At 70.1% G+C, this 19,513-nt stretch carries 15 protein-coding genes; 4 read left to right on the plus strand and 11 right to left on the minus strand.

The genetic code is table 11. The features are described from left to right. Positions 1-768 (minus strand): methyltransferase, encoded by a 768-nt coding sequence (locus IVW53_06325; GenBank protein ID MBF6605183.1) that lies wholly within the window; start codon positions 766-768, stop codon positions 1-3. 556 nt (positions 769-1,324) lie between these two features. Between IVW53_06325 and IVW53_06330 the strand changes: the two genes are divergently transcribed. Continuing rightward, a complete protein-coding gene (locus IVW53_06330) occupies positions 1,325-2,089 on the plus strand; it encodes a glucose 1-dehydrogenase (GenBank protein MBF6605184.1) in 765 nt (254 codons plus the stop codon). A gap of 36 nt (positions 2,090-2,125) precedes the next feature. Here the strand turns inward: IVW53_06330 and ftsH are convergent, their stop codons facing one another. Together ftsH and IVW53_06340 are read right to left on the minus strand one after the other, a co-directional pair. After that, positions 2,126-4,228 (minus strand): ATP-dependent zinc metalloprotease FtsH, encoded by a 2,103-nt coding sequence (ftsH, locus tag IVW53_06335; protein MBF6605185.1) that lies wholly within the window; start codon positions 4,226-4,228, stop codon positions 2,126-2,128. Continuing rightward, positions 4,225-5,169, minus strand: a complete 945-nt coding sequence (locus IVW53_06340) for a hypothetical protein (protein ID MBF6605186.1) — start codon at positions 5,167-5,169, stop codon at positions 4,225-4,227. Before IVW53_06340 ends, ftsH begins: the two co-directional genes overlap by 4 nt. Before the next feature lie 30 nt (positions 5,170-5,199). Between IVW53_06340 and IVW53_06345 the strand changes: the two genes are divergently transcribed. From IVW53_06345 to IVW53_06355, 3 genes are all read left to right on the plus strand, one after another. Beyond that, positions 5,200-6,120 (plus strand): class I SAM-dependent methyltransferase, encoded by a 921-nt coding sequence (locus tag IVW53_06345; GenBank protein MBF6605187.1) that lies wholly within the window; start codon positions 5,200-5,202, stop codon positions 6,118-6,120. A 283-nt stretch (positions 6,121-6,403) separates the two neighbouring features. Then, a complete protein-coding gene (locus tag IVW53_06350; protein MBF6605188.1) occupies positions 6,404-8,857 on the plus strand; it encodes a tetratricopeptide repeat protein in 2,454 nt (817 codons plus the stop codon). Between the two features lie 152 nt (positions 8,858-9,009). Beyond that, complete coding sequence (locus IVW53_06355) at positions 9,010-10,095, plus strand: GGDEF domain-containing protein (GenBank protein ID MBF6605189.1); 1,086 nt, start codon at positions 9,010-9,012, stop codon at positions 10,093-10,095. Here the strand turns inward: IVW53_06355 and IVW53_06360 are convergent. From IVW53_06360 to IVW53_06395, 8 genes are all read right to left on the minus strand, one after another. Next, positions 10,067-11,347 (minus strand): adenylate/guanylate cyclase domain-containing protein, encoded by a 1,281-nt coding sequence (locus IVW53_06360; GenBank protein ID MBF6605190.1) that lies wholly within the window; start codon positions 11,345-11,347, stop codon positions 10,067-10,069. The two genes, IVW53_06355 and IVW53_06360, sit on opposite strands and share 29 nt — an antisense overlap. A gap of 82 nt (positions 11,348-11,429) precedes the next feature. Next, positions 11,430-12,581: an ROK family transcriptional regulator gene (locus tag IVW53_06365; GenBank protein ID MBF6605191.1), complete on the minus strand. Its 1,152-nt coding sequence runs from the start codon at positions 12,579-12,581 to the stop codon at positions 11,430-11,432. A 50-nt stretch (positions 12,582-12,631) separates the two neighbouring features. Next, positions 12,632-13,792, minus strand: a complete 1,161-nt coding sequence (locus tag IVW53_06370; protein MBF6605192.1) for a M20/M25/M40 family metallo-hydrolase — start codon at positions 13,790-13,792, stop codon at positions 12,632-12,634. Between the two features lie 11 nt (positions 13,793-13,803). After that, positions 13,804-14,829 carry an ATP-binding cassette domain-containing protein gene (locus tag IVW53_06375; protein MBF6605193.1) on the minus strand — a complete coding sequence of 342 codons (1,026 nt, stop codon included), beginning with the start codon at positions 14,827-14,829 and terminating at the stop codon, positions 13,804-13,806. A gap of 7 nt (positions 14,830-14,836) precedes the next feature. Beyond that, the gene (locus IVW53_06380) at positions 14,837-15,826 is read right to left on the minus strand and encodes an ABC transporter ATP-binding protein (protein ID MBF6605194.1); all 990 of its coding nucleotides are present in this window, start codon (positions 15,824-15,826) and stop codon (positions 14,837-14,839) included. After that, the gene (locus IVW53_06385; GenBank protein MBF6605195.1) at positions 15,826-16,707 is read right to left on the minus strand and encodes an ABC transporter permease; all 882 of its coding nucleotides are present in this window, start codon (positions 16,705-16,707) and stop codon (positions 15,826-15,828) included. The genes IVW53_06380 and IVW53_06385 overlap by 1 nt, the downstream gene beginning before the upstream one ends. Next, the gene (locus IVW53_06390) at positions 16,707-17,681 is read right to left on the minus strand and encodes an ABC transporter permease (protein ID MBF6605196.1); all 975 of its coding nucleotides are present in this window, start codon (positions 17,679-17,681) and stop codon (positions 16,707-16,709) included. Before IVW53_06390 ends, IVW53_06385 begins: the two co-directional genes overlap by 1 nt. Positions 17,682-17,706: 25 nt before the next feature. Continuing rightward, positions 17,707-19,416 (minus strand): ABC transporter substrate-binding protein, encoded by a 1,710-nt coding sequence (locus IVW53_06395; protein ID MBF6605197.1) that lies wholly within the window; start codon positions 19,414-19,416, stop codon positions 17,707-17,709. Between the last annotated feature and the right edge of the window lie 97 nt (positions 19,417-19,513).

Raw genomic sequence — 19,513 nt, forward strand, 5'->3', positions numbered from 1 at the left:
TCATCGAGCCTGCCGCGGTGGCGGGTCGCGAGGTCGGATCCCCGCGGCGACATCTGGGAGATCGCGAAGTAGCAGTCGGCCGGGCAGCGTGAACACGCGTGCCCGAAGCACAGCCCGATCCTCGAGCTGCGTCGTCGTCTGGACGTCATACGCGGCCAGCGGGACCAGGTCGTTCGCTGGCAGGTACCGCCGGCCTGGGTCGCCGACGAGGACCCGCGTGCCGTTGGCCGCCGCTCGGCGGAGCCAGGGCAGGACACGCTGCGCCAGTGGTCCCTCGTACCACGTATCGCCGGCGAGCAGCACATCGGCTTCGGGCGGGCCCTCGTCGAGGACGTCGCGACCGTTGAACCCCACCCGCACGCCGTTCGCGCGGGCGTTGAGTGCCACCGCCGCTTCGGCGAACGGGTCGATGTCGATGCCGGTCGACCCGGCCGCGCCCAGGCGCATCGCCACGATCGCGCAGAGGCCGGATCCCGTCCCGAGGTCGACCACCTGCTTGCCGCTCACCTCGTCCGGGTGCTCCTGCAGGAAGCGCGCGATCGCCAGCCCGCCCGCCCACGCGAACGCCCAGAACGGGATGCGTGCGCCCGGGATGCCCAGCGCGGCTTCCGTCGCGCGCCAGACCGGCGTCACCTCGTCCGCCAGGTGGAGGCGGACATCTGCCACGCCGTCGACCGGCCGGAGCCGCGTGTGGCGACCGACGAGCGCCCGGCGATGCGAGAGTGGGATGCGGCGCGCGACGTCGCCGATCTCGTGGCGGGTGGTCATCGCCGCGTAGCGTGCCAGACTCGGCGGCCGGCCGGATCAGCTTGCGTCGAACCGCAGGCTGAGCGCGACATGCCGCCGGAGCGTGTCTCCGACCGACGCCGCGCCGATCGACCATGGTCGAGGTAAATTCGGGTTCGGGTTCGGGTTCGGGTTCGGGTTCGGGTTCGGGTTCGGGTTCGGGTCAGGGCCCCGGGTTCGGGTTCGGGTTCGGGTTCGGGTTCCTGCCAAACGGTCTCCAGGGCGGGCACTCGTCGCTGTTGCGTCGCTCCGATTGGCGGTCGCTGCCGAGGTTCGAGCGTGGGCGGCCGTGCGGAGATCATCGACTCATGACAGCGGACCGCCTGGTGGGCACCTGTCAAGAAGCCGGTGACGAACGCGCGGGTGAGGCACATCTGACCGTGGATCCGCACGCGCGGGCCGGGCCGGCCTCCACGCGCCGGCCTCCACGCGCCGGCCTCCACGCGCGCCCCTGACGCCGCCTTCCAGGGCCGCGGCAACGACCACGTCTCTCGCCGCACGCCGGCCATGGGTTCGGGTCGAGTACGCTCCTCTGAGCATGGACGGCATCTCGTTTTCGATCGCGGGCCAGGTCGCGCTCATCACCGGCGCGACGGGCGGCATCGGCGCGGACCTCGCCGCGGCGTTCGGCCGGGCCGGAGCCCGGGTCGGCGTCGCCGGGCGTCGGTCCCACACGGCGGAGGCGGTCGTCGAGACGATCCGCGCGGCCGGTGGCGAGGCAACGGCGATCGAGCTCGACCTGACGGACCGAACCTCGATCGACGCGGCCGTGGGTCAGGTCGTCGCCACGTTCGGGCGGCTCGACATCCTCGTCAACAACGCGGGCCTCGGGACGAACCACGACGCCATCGACGCCTCGGAAGCCGAATGGGACGAGCTGTTCGCGGTCAATGTCCGCGGGCTCTTCTTCGCCTCCCAGTCGGCCGCCCGGCAGATGCTCGCCCAGGGGTCCGGTCGGATCATCAACATGGCGTCACAGGCGGGGCTCGTCGGCATCCCGCGGCATGCCGCCTACGCGGCGAGCAAAGCGGCCGTGATCGGGTTGACCCGCGTCCTCGCCCTCGAGTGGTCGCCGCGCGGCGTGACGGTGAACGCCGTCGCCCCCACCTGGGTCTACACGCCCGGCACCGCGGAACGACTGGACGATCCGGCCTTCCTCGCCTCGGTCATCGAGCGGATCCCGGCGGGCCGCGTCGCCTCGACCGCGGATGTCGCGGCCGCCGTCCTCTATCTCGCCTCGCCGGCGGCCGCCATGGTCACGGGCACCGTCCTGACGGTCGACGGAGGCTGGACGGCGCAGTAACCGGTCGCGGGCGACGCGGGCGACCCTGGCGCCCGTCTACGGCTTCGTGACGTCGGTGGCCGCGGTGACGTCCGTGGCGGCGGAGGCCGCCTTCCCGGTCGCGGCGGCGGACGCTTTCCCGGTCGGGGCGCCGCCCGCCACATCGGCTACGACCGGCAGGGCGCCCGCCTCGACGAGGATCTCGTCCAGGCGGCGCGCGTTGAGGACCTCGTGCGCGATCAGCTCGCTGGCCACGGCGTCGAGGGCGGCACGGTGGCGCTGCAGCAGGTCACGGGCTCTCGTTCGCGCCTGCTCGAGGAGTCCCGCCACGGCGTCTTCGATGCGAGCGGCGGTCGCCTCGGCGAACTCGCGCGGTGCCGCCAGCTCGCGGCCCAGGAAGGGGTGGGTCTCGCCCACGCCGTACGAGACGGGGCCGAGATCGTCGCTCATGCCCCACAGTCCCACCATCCGCCGAGCGAGGTCCGTCGCGGCCTTGAGGTCACTCTCGGCGCCGGTCGTGGGCTGCCCGATGACGACTTCCTCGGCAGCCCGGCCGCCGAGCATCATCGTCAGCCGCCCGAGCAGGTAGTCGCGCGGATAGTTGCGGCGATCCTCGTCGGGTCGCTGCTCGGTCACACCGAGCGCCCGCCCGTGGGGCGCGATCGTCACCTTCTGCACCGGGTCCGCTCCCGGTGTGAGGCGCGCCACGACGGCATGACCGCCCTCGTGGTAGGCCACGACACGGCGTTCCTCCGGGTCCACCAGCGGAGACTGGGGCGTGCCGAGCAGGACCTTGTCGAGCGCGGCCTCGAACTGCTCGGGCCCGACCGTTTCGCGCCCGTCGCGGGCGGCATGGAGGGCGGCCTCGTTGGCCAGGTTGGCCAGATCGGCGCCGGAGAAGCCCGTCGTCGCCCGGGAAAGCGCTGCCAGGTCCACCGAGGGGGCCAGCGGCAAGCCCTTCGTGTGTATCCGGAGGATCGCCTCGCGACCCGCGCGGTCCGGATAGCTCACGGTCACCTCGCGGTCGAAACGCCCCGGGCGCAGGAGCGCCGGGTCGAGCACGTCCGGCCGGTTGGTGGCCGCGATCACGATGACGTTCGTCCTGTCGTCGAAGCCGTCCATCTCGACGAGCAGCTGGTTGAGGGTCTGCTCGCGCTCGTCATTGCCACCGCCCAGGCCGGCTCCCCGCTGGCGGCCGACCGCGTCGATCTCGTCGACGAAGATGATGGCGGGAGCGGCCGCCTTGGCCTTGGTGAAGAGGTCGCGCACGCGACTGGCGCCGACGCCCACGAACATCTCGACGAACTCGGAGGCGGAGATGTTGAAGAACGGCGTCTTTGCCTCCCCGGCCACGGCGCGCGCCAGCAATGTCTTGCCGGTTCCCGGTGGACCGATGAGCAGGACGCCGCGCGGCAACCGTGCTCCCAGGCGGCCGTAGCGCTCGGGCACCTTGAGGAAGTCGACCACCTCCGCGAGCTCGGCCTTCGCGTCATCCTCGCCCGCGACGTCCGCGAAGGTGACCGTCGGGTGCTCGACGTCATAGAGGCGAGCGCGCGAACTGCCGAACCCGAAGATTCCCTGCTGGCTGCGCTGCGCCTGGCGGCCCATGTAGACGATCACGCCGATGAGCAGGAGGACCGGGAGGATGCCGATCACGAGGCTGAGGAGGACGGATCCGCTGCTCGTGTTCCTGGCGGTGATCGTCACGTTGTGCGACTCGAGCAGTGGCAGGAGCGTCCGGGAGCCGGATGGGGGGATGACCGTCGTGAACGTCTGGTAGAGGGAAGGCGCCGTCGCGCCGGCGGCCGGGACGGACGAGCCTACCGCCGGGGAGGTTGCGGGGGAGGTCACGGGCGAAGCCCCTGGGCCGCTCGCCGGCGGCCACTGGATCGGGTGGACGAAGGTGCCCTGCAGGGCCTGTCCGTCGAACTGCACCGACGCCACCCTGTCCTGCTGGACCTGGCTCACGAAGGCCGAGTAGGGCAAGTCCACCGATGAGCTCGTCGCCGGGAGCAGCAGCGTGGCGATGTTCCACAGCAGGAGGATCCCGAAGATGAGCCACCAGACCCGGTGCGGGATGATCGGCCGCGGCTGGACCGGAGACGCGGGTCGGTTCGACCCGCCGGGGGCACGAGTCGGCGGCGGAGGCGAGCTGCTCATGACTGCTCCTGGCGATGGGACCTTGTGGCCGGGAAGAGGGAGCGAACGCGGCGCGTGGCTCGGACGAAGCTGCCGGCGGCGATGCCGAAGACGATCACCGCCACGAGCAGGAGACCGGCGTTGACGCTGTCGAGATTCGGGATCGGGAGGCCCGTCGGCAGGCCGTGCTCCAACGGCGCCGCCAGCCCGGGGGCGAGGAGGGCGAAGAGCCCCCACGCGGTGAAGAGGAGGCCGCCGTACAGGAGCGTGTTGCCGGCGACCGAGCGCCCGACATAGGTCAGTGCGGCCGCCCCCAGCCCTCGCGACCGCATCCACGCCCCGATCGCGGCACCGGCGGCCGCCTGGACCAGCATGGTGCCGAGGCCGAACAGGAGGCCGGGCAGGAAGGCCACCCCGGCATTCGGCATCGCCGGGGCGATCCGCGTGTAGATGATGAGGGCGAATGCCCCGGTGCCCCAGCCGGCCACGAAGCCATGAACGAGCGTCATCCGCAGCGGCACCGGGCTCGTGCCCATCGCCAGCTGGCCGTCGGTCTCATCCTGCTCGGCGACGCGGAGCAATCGATGGAGGAACCGCTCGAGCCATTCCGTGAGATGCAGTTCCCGGCCCCGCCAGAGGATGTACGCGCCGGATGCGGCCATGACCACGCCGACCACCAGGTCGATGGCGGCATCGAGCGATCCGTTCGCGAGGATCGGAGCCAGGGCGAGGAACGCCAGCTCCGACGCGATCGCCCGCTGGACGGTGAAGGCGGCGGAGAAGAGGAGGCCGGCCTGCATCCCGCGCCGGCCCGACGCCGCACCGATGGCGTAGCTCAGGGTGATCGGCCAGGTGTGCTCGTCGGGCGTCACCCCGTGCAGGACGCCGAGGAAAAAGGCGCTGAGCAGCAGCCCGCCGAACCCGGCGCCGGCCTGGACCGCCAGAGGATCCGTCGGGCTCATCGCGCGTCACATGCTCCCATCGCAACAACCATGGGGTCGGCGAACGCTGACGGGACGCGCGTCCCGGCCTGCGGTCGCCGCAGCGGGAGAGGTGGGACCCGCTGGAATCGTAGTGTAGGCTGCTGCTCCATGCCAGACGATCACGCCACCCCCGACCTCGCAGCGATCAAGCAGCGCCAGCAAGCGACCTGGGCGAGCGGCGACTACCACATGATCGGGACCCAGATCCTGATCGTCTCGGAGTTGCTCATCGAGGCGCTCGACCTGCGCTCCACCGAACGGGTTCTCGACGTTGCCACCGGCAGCGGCAACGCGGCTCTTGCGGCAGCCCGACGGGGCTGCACCGTCGTCGGGCTGGACTACGTGCCGGCATTGCTGGAACGGGCGCATCGGCGCGCCGGGGTCGAGGGCCTTGAGGCCGAGTTCGTGGAGGGCGACGCCGAGGCGCTGCCATTCGACGAAGGCAGCTTCGACGTCGTCAGCTCGGTCTTCGGCGCGATGTTCGCCCCGAACCAGGAACAGACGGCGCGCGAACTCGCCCGCGTGTGTCGATCGAGCGGTCGGATCGGCCTCGTGGCGCACACACCCGAGGGCTTCATCGGCCAGCTGTTCAAGACGAACGCGAAGCACGTCCCGCCGCCGGTCGGGCTCCGCTCGCCGGTCCTCTGGGGGACCGAGGTACGGCTGCGTGAGCTCTTTGGCGACGCCATCGCCGAGATCCGCTTCGAGCGACGTCACTACGTCTTCCGCTACCGCTCGCCGGAGGCCTACCTCGAGTACTGGCGACGCTTCTACGGGCCGACGATGAAGAGCTTCGAGGCCGTCGGAACGGCCGGTCGCGCCGCGCTCGAGACTGACCTGCTCGATCTCATCTCTCGCTTCAATCGCGCCGACGACGGCAGCATGGTCGTCCCGAGCGAGTACCTCGAGACGGTGATCGTCAGGCGGTAGGCGCGCGAGGCGGTGCGGTCGGCGATGACCGCCCAATCCTGACAGTGAAGGCGACATGGTGGATCCGAAGCCCGACTCGAACGGACCAGCGTGCGCATGCCCGACCGAATCTCGGATCGCGCGCCATTTCGATTCGCGTCGGCGTCCGTCCGGTAGACGTGGGTCCCGACGAAGCCCGGCACCGCCAGGTCGCCGTAGCTCGCGATCAATCGCTGGAGTGCCTCGACGCGGTCGGGCTTCACCTTGGAATCCTCCCGCTCTGGAGACATTTCTCTGGCGCATCATGACGGTTATGCGGCGCGATCTCCCATCCGGCACCGTCACGTTCCTCTTCACCGACGTGGAGGGCTCGACGAAGCTCCTGCACGAGCTCGGCGCCGAGGGGTACGCGGAAGCACTGGCCGAGCATCGCCGGGTGATCCGCGAGGTGTGTGCCGCGCACGCCGGGGTCGAGGTGGACACCCAGGGCGACGCGTTCTTTGTCGCCTTCCCGACAGCGCCCGGTGCGATCGAGGCGGCGCAGGAAGCGCAGGCGGGGCTGGCCTCCGGCCCCATCCGGGCGCGGATGGGTCTGCACACCGGCACGCCCTACCTGACCGCGGAGGGCTACGTCGGAGACGACGTCCATCTCGCCGCCCGGGTCGCGGCCTCTTCGCACGGCGGCCAGATCGTCCTGTCGCAGGCGACGCGAGCGTTTCTCGACGAGCGTTTCGCTCTCAGCGACCTCGGAGAGCACCGCCTGAAGGATTTCGCCGGGCCAGTCTCGATCTTCCAGCTTGGCGCGGATCGGTTCCCGCCGCTCAAGACGATCTCGAACACGAACCTGCCCCGCCCGGCCAGCTCGTTCGTGGGCCGGGAGCGCGAGGTCGAGGAGGTGGCCACGCTGCTCCGCGACGGCGCCCGTCTGGTCACCCTGACCGGACCCGGCGGTTCGGGCAAGACCCGCCTCGCGATCGAGGCGGCGGCAGAGCTCGTTCCGGGGTTCAGGGCGGGCGTCTTCTGGGTCGGCCTTGCTCCGCTCCGAGAACCGACGCTTGTTGCCGTGACGATCGCGCAGACGCTCGGCGCCAGGGACGGCCTGGCCGACCACATCGGGGAGCGCGAGCTCTTGCTCCTGCTGGACAATCTCGAGCAGGTGGTCGAGGCAGCCCCCGAGCTCTCCGCGCTCGTCGAGATCTGCCCCAATCTCAAGCTGCTCGTCACGAGCCGGGAGCTCCTGCGGGTCAGAGGAGAGGTCGAGTACCCGGTCCTTCCGCTCGCCGAGGCGGACGCGGTCGGGCTCTTCTGCGATCGGGCCGGAGCCGTGCCCGAGCGGACCGTCCACGAGCTGTGCCGCGCGCTCGACAACCTGCCCCTGGCGCTCGAGCTGGCCGCCGCCAGAGCGAGCGTGCTTTCGCCGAAGCAGATCCTCGAGCGGCTCTCGGATCGCCTCGATCTGCTCAAGGGCGGACGAGACGCGGACCCCCGACAGCAGACCCTTCGGGCCACGATCGAATGGTCCTACGAGCTGCTCTCCAGGAAGGAGAAGGCCCTCTTCGCGCGACTCGCCGTCTTCAGGGGCGGCTGCACGCTGGAGGCCGCCGAGGCCGTCACAGCGTCCGACCTCGACGCCCTCCAGTCGCTGGTCGACAAGTCCCTCCTCCGCCACACCGACGAGCGCTTCTGGATGCTGGCGACGATCCGGGAGTACGCGGCCGAACGACTCGAGGCCTCGGACGAGGCCGAGGAGCTGCGGCGGCGCCACGCGGAGCACTTCCTGGCGCTCGCTGAGGCGGCGTATCCGAACCTGCGTGGCAGTCCTGGAGAGTGGCTCGACCGGCTACAGGCCGACCACGACAACTTCCGTGCCGCGCTCGACCGGCTCGAGGCGTCCGGCCAGACACAGCTTGCGTTGGAGCTGGCGGGAGCCCTGTCGCGGTTCTGGTACCTGAGAGGTCATCTGGCGGAAGGCCGGCGAGTTCTCGACAGCCTGCTCCGCGCGGATGAACGTCCGACGGCCGCTCGGGCTCGGGCCCTCAACGGAGCCGCCGTGATGGCGGCCAACGGTGAAGACGTGGCGACGGGGAGACTTCGTGCCGAGGAGGCGCTCGCGCTTCATCGCACGCTCGGGGATGCGTGGGGCGCCGCGTACTCCGTATTCATGCTCGGAATGCTCGCGACCGAGGAGAGCGATTGGGCGACGGCCCTGCCGCTCTTCGAGGAGAGCCTGCGGGCATTCCGCGATCTCGGCGACGACCACTACACCCTGCTCGCGACTGACGGGCTCGCGTGGATGTACTTCCAGCTCGGTGATCCCGAGCGCAGCCGGGTCCTCCACGAGGACGTCCTCCAGCGGGCACGGGCGCAGTCTGACGAGGCCGTCGTGGCGGTCCAACTCTTTCAGCTGGCGACGTTCGCCTTCGAAGAGGGTCGGGTCCAGGATGCCCTCGCGATGCAGAAGGAGTCGCTGCGCATCAATCGTGACCAGAACAGGCCTGGCGGGATCGTGGAAAACCTTTGCCTGTTCGCCGGCTACCTCGCCGCCGACGGGACAGCAGAGATCGCCGCTCGGCTCCTGTCCAGGGCCGAGGTAATGCGCGCCGAGATCGGCGGTGTCTCCTCGTGGGTCGCGGAGTTGAACGAGAAGACGCTCGCCACCCTCCACGCCCGACTCGACGATGCCGCTCTTGCCGAAGCCTGGGACCAGGGCTCGGCCCTGACGGTCGACGAGGCGATCGCGCTCGCTCTTGACGCATAGGTTGCGCGCGGGTCGATCGCTCTGGATCTTACCTGGCGCCATGCAGGGTTTTCATCGCTGCGGTCCCATCAGCGGGGTGGTAGCGTCGCGCCGGTGCACGCAGTCAACAGTGCACCGGCGGGCACCCACGACGCCGGCCTGGAGGGGACGAGATGAAGAGCGACCATCCGAACGGAAAGGGACAAAAGGCGGTCAGCAACGCGAAGGTCGCGCCCCGGAGGGTGGCCTCGGCCGCTCATCGAGCGCTGGATGCGGACCAGACGTCGGCTGATGCGGACCAGTCGTCAGCAGACGCCGACCAGACGCTCGCCGACACCGACCAGATCGCCTCGGCGTCCGACCAGACGAGCGCCGATCGCGACCAGCACGCCTCGGACCACGACCAGGCGGCCGCAGATCGCGAACGTGCCGCGCATCACAACCTGGACACCGCGGAGCAGAGCGCCTTCGACGCCTCGCGCAACGAGCGACAGACGGGATCCTTCGAGCGTCTCGGGAACCGACTCGATCGTGCGGGCACGGCGCGCCACCGTGACGCGACCGCCAACGACCGAGATCGCATCGCGGGCGTTCGCGACCAGACTGGTCGCGCCCGCGATGCGCGAACAGCCGTCCTGACCCGGGTCGGGGCCATGCCCGAGGCCTCCCTGGCGAAACGGCTCGAAGAGCTGCGTGCACGGGCCGCTGCCGATCGGGCGCGAGCGGCCGCAGATCGCGAGCGGGCAGCCGCGGACCGTGCAGCGTTCGCGCAGGAGCGGGCCCGCCTCGAGGCGGAGCTCCGCTCAGCCCACCTCGACGAGCTGACCGGTGCGTACCGCCGTGAGATGGGTCGACTCGCGCTCTCTCACGAGATCGACCGGGCGCGACGTTCGGACGGTCGGTTCGTCCTCGCCTTCGTCGACGTCGACCGCCTCAAGGTCGTGAACGATCGCGACGGCCACGCAGCGGGCGATCGGGTCCTGCAGACCGTGGTGGACGCGATCCGCACGAGGCTGCGTTCCTTCGACCCGATCGTCCGCTACGGCGGCGACGAATTCGTCTGCGGGCTCGGTGGGACGGATCTTGCCGAAGCGAAGCGCCGGTTCACCGCGATCGGCGTCGCGATCGAGGCGAACGCTCGCGTCGGCATCAGTGTCGGGTTTGCCGCGCTCGGGGAGGGCGACACCCCGGAGCAGCTTACGGAGCGGGCGGACGCTGCCATGCTCAAGGTCAAGGCCGTGCATCACGCGGTGACGTAGCGCGCTCGGCCGTGGCGAGCACGGCATCCGGCGTCCGGCGGCCGACCAGAAGATAGGTTCGCCGTCGGCCCTTCCCCTTCACCTCGATCTCACCGCGATCCTCGAACTCGTACCGCTCGCGCAGGCGCCGCTGGGTCCCTTCGGTCACCTGGATCCGGCCCGGCAGGCCATGGGACTCCATCCGGCTCGCCGTGTTCACGGTGTCGCCCCAGAGGTCGTAGGTGAACTTGTGGCGACCGATGACCCCGGCGATGACCGGTCCGCTGTCCATGCCGATCCGGATCGCGATGTCGATCTCGAGCACCGCGGCCAGATCGCTGAGCGTCGCCTGCATGTCGAGCGCCATCTCCGCCATCGCTGTGGCATGGTCTGGCCTCGGCTCCGGCAGCCCGGAGGCGACCATGTACGCGTCTCCGATCGTCTTGATCTTCTCCAGGCCATGGCGCTCGGCGAGCCCGTCGAAGGCGCTGAAGATCTCGTCGAGCACGCCCACCACCCGCTCGGGCTCGGTCCGCTCCGTGAACGCGGTGAAGTCGACGACATCGGCGAAGAGGACCGTCACCTCCTCGTGTGCTTCGGCGATGACGCCACGCTCGCGCTTGAGCCGTTCGGCGATGACTCTCGGAAGGACGTTGAGGAGGAGGCCGTCCGACCGCGCGAATGCTTCGTCCCGGGCTCGGACCGCGTACTGGAGCAGGGCGTAGGCGGTGAGCGACACGCCCGCTACGTTGAGGACGAAGAACGCGATGCGGACGCCGTCCGGGATCCCGGCCGGATGCGCCGACAGGGCCGGGTCGAGCAGACCCGAGAGCACCGTCAGGCCAAGGAACGCGACGAACCACGGAACGGACTCGTCGGCGGTGAAGAAGAAGAGCGTCCCGATCGCCGCCACGAGGGCCCACAGGCTGACCGCGCTCGAGGCGACGTAGCCGCCGAGCGTCCATTGGAGCGCGAACGGCAGGAGGGACATCATCGTCGCCTGGCTGAAGCGGAAGAACGGATAGCTCTTCGTGCGGGCGAAGACGACGAGACTGGCCACGGAAGCGATCTGATAGGCGAACGGGATCGCGGCCGCCTGGACGAGGCCGAGGACCAGGTACGTCCCGACCCAGGCGACCGAGAGGACCGTGATGATCGCCGCGGCAAGGGTCAGGGCGGCCTTCTGGGCACGGGTGGCCTCGGTGTCGTTCTCGGCGACGCCGAGGAACGCGAGGCGGCGCGCGGGCCGAATGAGGGACGATCCGAGCCGCATGCGCCGGAGTATGCGTCGCGCTGCCAGGCTCGGAACGCGCGACGGGACACCGAGCCGGCTCCGAACTTCCGCGTGACCGCGATCAGACCAGCTCGAGCATCCCGACCCGGGCCGGCTCCGGGCGAACGGCGGACCCGCCGGCGCCGTTGGCCATCCGCTGCCGGCTCAGCGACAGGGCGAGGAGCGCCGCCCCCTGCGCCACCGCAGCTTCGTCGAGCAGCGAGGGCAGGAGCCGCGGCGGGAAGGGGACGCTCGAGCGGAGGCGGTCCGCCAGCGGCTCGACGAGCGCCGCCCCGTTCCGGGCCAGACCGCCGCCGACGATGATGACCTGCGGATCGAGGAGCGCCGCGACGTTCACCACGAGCTCGCCGAGGGCGTTGACGGCCTCCGCGACCACGGCCCTCGCAACGGCGTCGCCCGCGGCGGCCAGATGGAAGACCTCCCGGGCTCCGATCGCATCGGACGATCCGTGTGTCCGATGCGCGTACCGGCTGGCGATCGCCCGGCCGGATGCCCGCTCCTCGAGCCGTCCCGGAGCGAAATACGCGATCGCCCCGGCGGCAGACGCCGCGCCGCGGAGCGGACGGCCGCCGACGATGATGCCTGCGCCCAGGCCGTATCCGAGGGACAGGAACACGACATCCGTGGAGCCGCGTGCCGCACCGACCGAGGCCTCGCCTACGGCGGCCAGGATGTCGTCGTTGTCGATCGCGACGGGCATGTCCAGCTCAGCGCCGAGCAACTCCGCGGCGGATGCGCCCTCGAGGCCCGGGAGGTCCGGCGAGAGGAGGACGATGCCCCTGCCGGCATCGACGATCCCGGAGATCCCCGCCGCCGCCGCGAGGATCGGGCGGCCGTCGGCGCGGCGGGCGGCGCGGCGGGCGACCCGGCCGATCTCGCGGATGACGCTGGCCGGGTCGCGCGGGCGACGGACCTCGCCATGCTCCGTGACGACGAGCGTTCCCTCGAGGTCGGCGAGGCTGGCCCGGATCCGCGATCCGCCGGCGTCGATCGCGAGGAGGTACGCCGCGGACGCCTCGAGCTCGACGACCATCGGGGGACGTCCGAGCGGGACGTGCTCAAGGACTCGCTCGCGGACGAGTCCGCGCCGGCGCAGGTGGGCGACGGCCCGGCTGATCGTGGCCGGCGAGAGACCGCTCAGCTCGGCGAGCTCTGTCCGCGACGCTCGCTCGTGCTGGCGGAGGAGCTCGAGGACCGTGACCGCGTGATCCATCTCCGTCCTTTCGACCCTGGCGGCGTGGATCGATCAGCCGTCCGCTCAGGCTATCCGAGGTACGTCTCGATCGTCCGTTCGAGGATCTCGACTCCCTGGACGATCTCACTGACAGAGACCCATTCGCCGGGGGTATGGAAGTTGCCGCCGAGGGCGCCGTAGCAGAGGGTGGGGATGCCCGCGCCCTGGGTGAGGCCGGAGTCGCACCAGGCGTTGAGCCCGATCGCCTCGAGCGGCCGTCCGAGCACCCGCTCGGTCGCATTCGCCAGCGCGTCGAGGAGCCGTTCGTGGCCGGCCGCCCGGAAGGGCTCCCGATCGACCCGCGCGATCACCTCGCCACGGAAGCCAGGGAAGCTCGACCGGACATCGTCGAAGATCGCCTCGATCTCCCGGATCCGGTCCGTCAGGTGCTCGCCCGGCTGCGTCCCGATCTCGATGCCGAGGACGCAGCGGGTCGGATACGTCGCGTAGTCCGTGCCGCCGGAGATCGTTCCGGTGTGGAACACGGTTCGCCCGTTGCGGCCACCGTCCCCCTGGCCGAAGCCAGCCCCATCGAGCTCATGGAGCCGCCGCACGACCTCCGCCATGTGGACGATGGCATCGATCCCCTGCCCTGGATCGGAGCCATGGGCCGCCCGCCCGTGGACCACGATGTCGAGCCAGCCGAAGCCCTGGTGTTCGACGACGATCCTGTCGATGCCCTCCGGTTCGAGGATGAGAGTCGCATCCATCGGGTGCCCCGCGATGAGGTGTTGCGTGCCGATCGACGCGCCCTCCTCGTCGACCGTGCAGGCGAGGACCAGATCGCCGGCCAGCTTCGTCCGCCGGCCGGCCAGGGCGCGCATCGCGAGCATGCCCATGGCGCACGAGCTCTTGTCGTCTGCCACGCCGATGCCGATGAGGCGATCGCCGTCGCGGACCGGAACGAGGGCTTCCTCGCGCCAGTTCGCGTAGCCGACGGTGTCCGAATGGGCGTTGAGATAGAGGTTCGGGCCGCCGCCTGAGCCCCGCAGTCGGACGATGACGTTCGGTCGGCCGGGCTCGACCTCCTCGAGGGTCGCCTCGACAGGCTCGAGGTCCGCGAACCAGTCGGCGATGTGGCGAGCCACCGCTCCCTCCCCGGCGGCGCCGGGGATGAGCCACGGCGTGACCGAATCGATCCTCACCAGGTCCGAGAGGAGCGATTCGACGGCGGCGTCGGTGGTGGGCACGGGGGTCTCCTTCAGGCGAAGTGGCAGGCCACGGCGTGATCGCCGGGTCCTTCGAGGCGTGGGTCGTCCGTCTCGCAGCGAGACGGGTCGCCGAGCTCCCGGCGAAGCGGGCAGCGGCTCTGGAAGCGACACCCGCGCGGGATGTCGGTCGGCGAGGGAGCCTCACCGCTCAGGATCGTCCGGCCGGTCCGCTCACCCGGTTCGGGGATGGGCACGACGGACACGAGTGCCTTCGTGTACGGGTGACGCGGTCTGCCGATGACAGCATCCGTGGGTCCGATCTCGACGATCCGGCCCAGGTAGACCACCGCGATCCGGTCGGCGATGACCCAGGCAAGCGACAGGTCATGGGTGATGAACAGGTAGGTCAGCCCATGCGTCGTCCTCAACTCCAGCATGAGCCGCAGGATCTCCGCCCGGACCGACACGTCGAGCATCGAGACCGGCTCGTCCGCGACGACGAAATCCGGCTCCAGGACGAGGGTCGCCGCGATCGCGACCCGCTGCCGCTGCCCGCCCGAGAGATGGTGCGGATAGCGGCGCCCGATCTGCTCGGGTGGATGCAGGCCGGCGGCCGCGAGGGCCGCGTGGACGATCCGCCGGCGGTCCGCCTCGGCCGGAGCGAGACCGTGGATGATGAGCGGTTCGGCCACGATCTCGTACACCGTCTGCCGCGGATCGAGCGACTCGTACGGGTCCTGGAAGACGAGCTGGATCTTCTGACGGAGGCGACGCAGCGCGCGTCCCCGGACCCGGGTCAGATCCTGCCCGCGATAGATGATCTGCCCCCCTGTCGCTCGTTCCAGGTGCAGGAGGGCGCGGGCGATGGTCGTCTTGCCACACCCCGATTCGCCGACGAGGGCGAGGACCTCGCCCGGGAGGATCTCGAAGCTCACGCCGTCGACCGCCCGGACGACCCGGCCCGGGCGACCCAGGCCGCCGAACCCGCTCCGCAGGGGGAAGTGCACCTCGAGGTCCCGGATCGCGATGAGCGGTTCGGGTCGCGTCGCCGATGCGGACGCGGATGGTGCAGGCATGGATGTTTCACTCATGGATGATCTCGGCCGGGACGGTTCCGCCGGCCGTCGCGAGGTGGCAGGCGACGGTGTGTCCGGCCGCCATGGGGCGGAGCAGGGGCGCTTCGACGCGACACCGCTCGATCGCGAGCGGGCAGCGGTCCGCGAAGGGGCACCCGGACGGCGGCTCGATGAGATCGGGTGGGTGCCCCGGGATCCCGGCCACGAACGCTCGATCGGCCCGGATGTTCGGAAACGCGTGGAGCAGCGCCTGCGTGTAGGGATGCTTCGGGTTTCGGTAGACCTGCTCCGCGCTCCCCTGCTCGGCGAGACGGCCGGCGTACATGATGGCGACCCGGTCGCACGTCTCGGCGATCACGGACAGGTCGTGCGAGATGAGGATCATCGCCAGGCCCAGCTCCCGGCGGAGGTTCCGGAGAAGATCGAGGATCTGGGCCTGGATCATCACATCGAGCGCGGTCACGGGCTCGTCCGCGATCACCACCCGTGGTCGGCAGGCGAGCGCCATCGCGATCATCGCCCGCTGGCGCATCCCGCCGCTGTACTCGTGGGGATACTGGCGCGCCCGGTCGCGGGCAAGCCCGACGAGGTCGAACAGCTCGAGGACACGCGCCTCGGCGGCGGCCGAGCTCGTCGCGGGTTCGTGGTAGCGGATCGGCTCGCGGATCTGGGAGCCGACCGATTCGACCGGGTTGAGCGCGTTCATCGCGCCCTGGAAGACGACCGAGATGTCGCGCCATCGGCGGCGCTCCATGGCCCGCTCGCTGAGCGTCAGGAGATCCTCGCCGTCGAACACGATCTGACCGGTCACCGTCGCGCTCGCCGGCAGCAGGCGCGGGATCGCGAGTGCCGCGGTGGTCTTCCCGCACCCCGACTCGCCGGCCAGGCCGAGCGCCTCTCCGGGTTCGAGCCGCAGGCTCAGCCCATCGACCGCCCGGACCTCACCGTCCGAGGTGGCGTAGCCGACCCGCAGGTCGCGGAGCTCGAGCAGGCTCATCAGCGGATCCTCAGGCGCGGATTGACGATCCGATCGAGGGTGTGACCCACGAGCGTGAACCCGAGGACGACGATGACGATCCCGATCCCCGGCGGCAGCAGATACCACCACGCGCCGCGACCGGCGGCGCCGGCCTCGAAGGCGAAGTGGAGCATCGTGCCCCACGAGACGTGGACGGGATCTCCGAGGCCGAGGAAGGCGAGGGTCGCCTCGGAGAGGATCGAACCGGCGATGACGAGCACCGTGTTGGCGAAGACGAGGGGCAGGACGTTGGGCAGGATGTGGACACCGACGATCCGGAGGTCGCTCGCGCCGAGTCCCCGGACCCGCTCGATGAAGGTCCGCTCGCGAAGGCTCAGCACCTGGGAGCGGACGATCCGGGCCGTGGAGGCCCAGCTCGTCAGCCCGATCACGAGGATGATGATCGCCAGGCTCTGCCCGAAGAGGGCAGCCAGGACGATGATGAGGGGCAGGGTCGGGAGGACGAGGAAGAAGTCCGTGAACCGCATGAGGGCGGTCACCCCGACGCCCCGGAAATAGCCGCCGACGAGGCCGACGATCGTGCCGACGATCATCGAGATCGCCGTCGCGAGGAGCCCCACGACGAGGGACACCTGGGACCCCGCGATGGTCTCCCGAAAGACATCCCGACCCAGCTCGTCCGTCCCGAGCAGGTGCGCGGCACTCGGGGGCTCGAAGATGCTCGCCGCCGTGGACCCGACCTGAGCCGGATCGAAGGGCAGCACCACCGGCCCCACGATGGCAGCCAGGATGGTCGCGGCGAGGAGCACCAGGCCGGCCCGGCCGAGCGGATCGGACCAGGCCAGGCGGGCGACCCTCGCCGAGTCGCGCCAGGCCCGGGCCCAGCGTTCGCGGTCCATCAGACGTCCCGCACACGAGGGTCGAGGGAGTAGTAGAGGAGGTCGCTGGCCAGGTTCGTCAGGATGACGACCACGGCGAAGATGAAGAAGCTCGCCTCGAGGATCGGATAGTCGCGCTGGAGGACGGCGTCGTAGATCAGCCGGCCCATGCCGGGCCAGGAGAAGACGGTCTCGACCTGGATCGTGCCGCCGATCACGAGCCCCACGTACAGGGCGCTCGCGGTGGCGACCGGCAGGAGCGCGTTGCGGACTCCGTGACGCCAGAGGATCCGGCGCCGGCTCAGGCCCTTGGCCCGGGCGGTGAGCATGAAGTCCTCGGTCAGCACGTCGATGAGCGAGCTGCGGGTGATGAGGACGAACTGGCCGATGTCGACGAGGACGAGGGTCAGGGTGGGCAGGACGAGGTGGCGGGCCAGGTCGACCGCGTGCTGGAGCGGCGACTGGACGAAGAATCCGGGAGCCCCCATGCCGGAGATCGGGAAGGCCCGGAAGTAGACGCCGAGGACGATGATGAGGATGAGGCCCGTCCAGAACGTCGGCAGGCTCCAGAAGAAGAGGGAGCCGATGACCGTCCCGGCATCGAGCCTGGATCCTCGTCGCGAGGCGGCGAAGACGCCGGCGACCACCCCGACGACGATGACGATGACCGTCGCCGCGGCGAGGAGCAGCACGGTGTTTGCGATCCGCTCGGCGAGGATGCCGAACACGGGCTGCCGGTAGGTGAGCGACATGCCGAGGTCGCCCGTCATGAGGTTCTTCAGGTAGATCAGGTACTGGACCGGGAGCGGCTGGTCCAGCCCGAACAACTGGTGGAGGCGAGCGATCTCCTCCGGCGCCAGGTGCCCGGACCGGGCGAGCAGGCGGATCGGGTCACCCGGCAGGATCCGGAAGAGGATGAAGTTGAACGTCGCGACGGCGTACAGGGTGAGCGCTACCTGGACGAGCTTCCTGCCCAGGTAGCGCCAGCGTCGCATCGCGGGGTCGCGATCCGTGCCTGCTTCAGTGAGCCGGCGTGATCCTGAGGTAGTTGTCCCTCGTGAAGTTGAAGATGATGCCGCCCTTCACGTCCGTCCACCCCTGCCAGGTGTCCGTCCGGTAGGCCTGGAGCTTGTCCTGGTACCACATGACGATATACGCGGTGTCGCCGTAGTACAGCTGCTGCATCTGGTCGACGAGCTGCTTGCGGGCCAGCGGGTCCATCGTCGACGCCTGCTGGTCGTAGAGCGCGTCGTACTGCTTGTTGCAGTAGTAGACGTCGTTGTTGCCGCCGATCTGGCTGCACAGCGGGACACCGAGCATGTAGTCCGGATCCGGCACCCCCGAATCCCAGCCCCAGACGAAGATGTCCCAGTTCGGTGCGGCGGCGTTGTAGACGACATTGCTCAGGGTGTTCGAGTCGAGCGTCTGAAGGTCGAGCTTGATCCCGACCGCCTTCGCGGCATCGCGGAAGAGCTGCGCCGCCCGGACGTCGACGTCCGTGGTCGCGATCGCGATGAGTCGGAACTCGAGCAGCTTGCCGTTCGGTGCCTTGCGGATGCCCGAACTGTCGCGGGCCGTGTACCCGGCCTGATCGAGGATCTGGTTCGCCTTCGCGGGATCGGCGTTGAGCTGCTGAGCGGCCGGGATCGACAGGTGCCAGTCGCTCAGGCCGGCCGGGATGATGGTGTCGCCCGGTTGCCCGTGGCCTGCCAGAGCGAGCTGGACGAGCTGATTCCGGTCGAGCGCGTAGCTGAGGGCCTGGCGGATGTTCCTGTCGCGGAGGAGCGGGTTGCCGAGCGACTTGGGGTCGCTCGATACGTTGAAGCCGATGTGGTGGAACGAGAACGACGGCAGGGATACCGTCTTGATGCTGCTGGCGCCCGCCAGTCCGTCGTAGATCGTCGGCGGGACCTGGGCGATGATGTCGATCTCCGCGTTCTTGAGGGCCTGGGCCATGACGTCGCCGTTGCCGTAGAGCACCCAGGTGACCGTCGCCTCGCTCGGTGGCGGGCCCCAGAACGCCGGGTTCCGGCTAACCGTGATCGAGGCGCCCTTCTTCCACTCCGTGAACGTGAACGGCCCCGTGCCGATCGGCTTGTCGTTGCTGAATGCCTCGATCTGCTTGACCGTCATCGTCGACCAGATGTGCTTCGGGAGGATGGGGACGATGAGGGCCGGGTTGAAGGCCTGCGGCTTGTCGAAGGTGAGCACGACCGTCAGCGGATCCGGCGCCGCGACGGACTTCAGGTGGATGAGCCACTGCGCCCACTGGCCGAGCTGGTTGTCGTGGATCAGGTCATAGGTGTACTTGACATCGGCCGCGGTGAACGGCTGGCCGTCGTGCCAGGTCACCCCGGACCGAAGGTTGAGCGTCTCGGTCAGGCCGTCGGACGAATAGGAGTAGGCCGTCGCGAGGCCGGGTTCCGGCTTGAGGTTGAGGTCGTAGCTGAGGAGCGTGTCGTAGACGAGCTGGAGGACCTCCTGGGCCTCTGTCGTGGTGAACGTCAGCGGGTTCATCGAGTCCGGCTCGGAGAGCCAGCCGACCCGCAGCGGCAGCGTCGAGGGTGTCGCCTGCGGGGTGGGCGCGGGCGATCCGACCGCTGCCGATGCGCTCCCGGCCGCGGGCGCGGCGCTGGTCTGCGATGAGGATTGCCCGGGAGTACTCGACCCGCAGGCCGCGACGATGAGGACGGTGACAAGCCCGAAGGCGATGCGAGTGGGTCCGCGCATGATCGAGTCTCCTCCTGCCGTGGGCCGGCGGTTCGCCGGAAGGTGCGTCATCGCGGGTGGGCGCCTGGTGTCGCTCCCGGCTCGACGCTGGACGATC

Source organism: Chloroflexota bacterium, assembly GCA_015478725.1.
Lineage (GTDB): Bacteria > Chloroflexota > Limnocylindria > Limnocylindrales > CSP1-4 > C-114.

Coding starts and splice junctions, on each gene's coding strand:
- IVW53_06340 (MBF6605186.1), bottom strand. CDS start 5,169: ATGAGCCCGACGGATCCTCTGGCGGTCCAGGCCGGCGCCGGGTTCGGC.
- IVW53_06390 (MBF6605196.1), bottom strand. CDS start 17,681: ATGCGACGCTGGCGCTACCTGGGCAGGAAGCTCGTCCAGGTAGCGCTC.
- IVW53_06395 (MBF6605197.1), bottom strand. CDS start 19,416: ATGCGCGGACCCACTCGCATCGCCTTCGGGCTTGTCACCGTCCTCATC.
- IVW53_06355 (MBF6605189.1), top strand. CDS start 9,010: ATGAAGAGCGACCATCCGAACGGAAAGGGACAAAAGGCGGTCAGCAAC.
- IVW53_06375 (MBF6605193.1), bottom strand. CDS start 14,829: ATGCCTGCACCATCCGCGTCCGCATCGGCGACGCGACCCGAACCGCTC.
- IVW53_06365 (MBF6605191.1), bottom strand. CDS start 12,581: ATGGATCACGCGGTCACGGTCCTCGAGCTCCTCCGCCAGCACGAGCGA.
- ftsH (MBF6605185.1), bottom strand. CDS start 4,228: ATGAGCAGCTCGCCTCCGCCGCCGACTCGTGCCCCCGGCGGGTCGAAC.
- IVW53_06360 (MBF6605190.1), bottom strand. CDS start 11,347: ATGCGGCTCGGATCGTCCCTCATTCGGCCCGCGCGCCGCCTCGCGTTC.
- IVW53_06330 (MBF6605184.1), top strand. CDS start 1,325: ATGGACGGCATCTCGTTTTCGATCGCGGGCCAGGTCGCGCTCATCACC.
- IVW53_06380 (MBF6605194.1), bottom strand. CDS start 15,826: ATGAGCCTGCTCGAGCTCCGCGACCTGCGGGTCGGCTACGCCACCTCG.
- IVW53_06325 (MBF6605183.1), bottom strand. CDS start 768: ATGACCACCCGCCACGAGATCGGCGACGTCGCGCGCCGCATCCCACTC.
- IVW53_06345 (MBF6605187.1), top strand. CDS start 5,200: ATGGGGTCGGCGAACGCTGACGGGACGCGCGTCCCGGCCTGCGGTCGC.
- IVW53_06350 (MBF6605188.1), top strand. CDS start 6,404: ATGACGGTTATGCGGCGCGATCTCCCATCCGGCACCGTCACGTTCCTC.
- IVW53_06385 (MBF6605195.1), bottom strand. CDS start 16,707: ATGGACCGCGAACGCTGGGCCCGGGCCTGGCGCGACTCGGCGAGGGTC.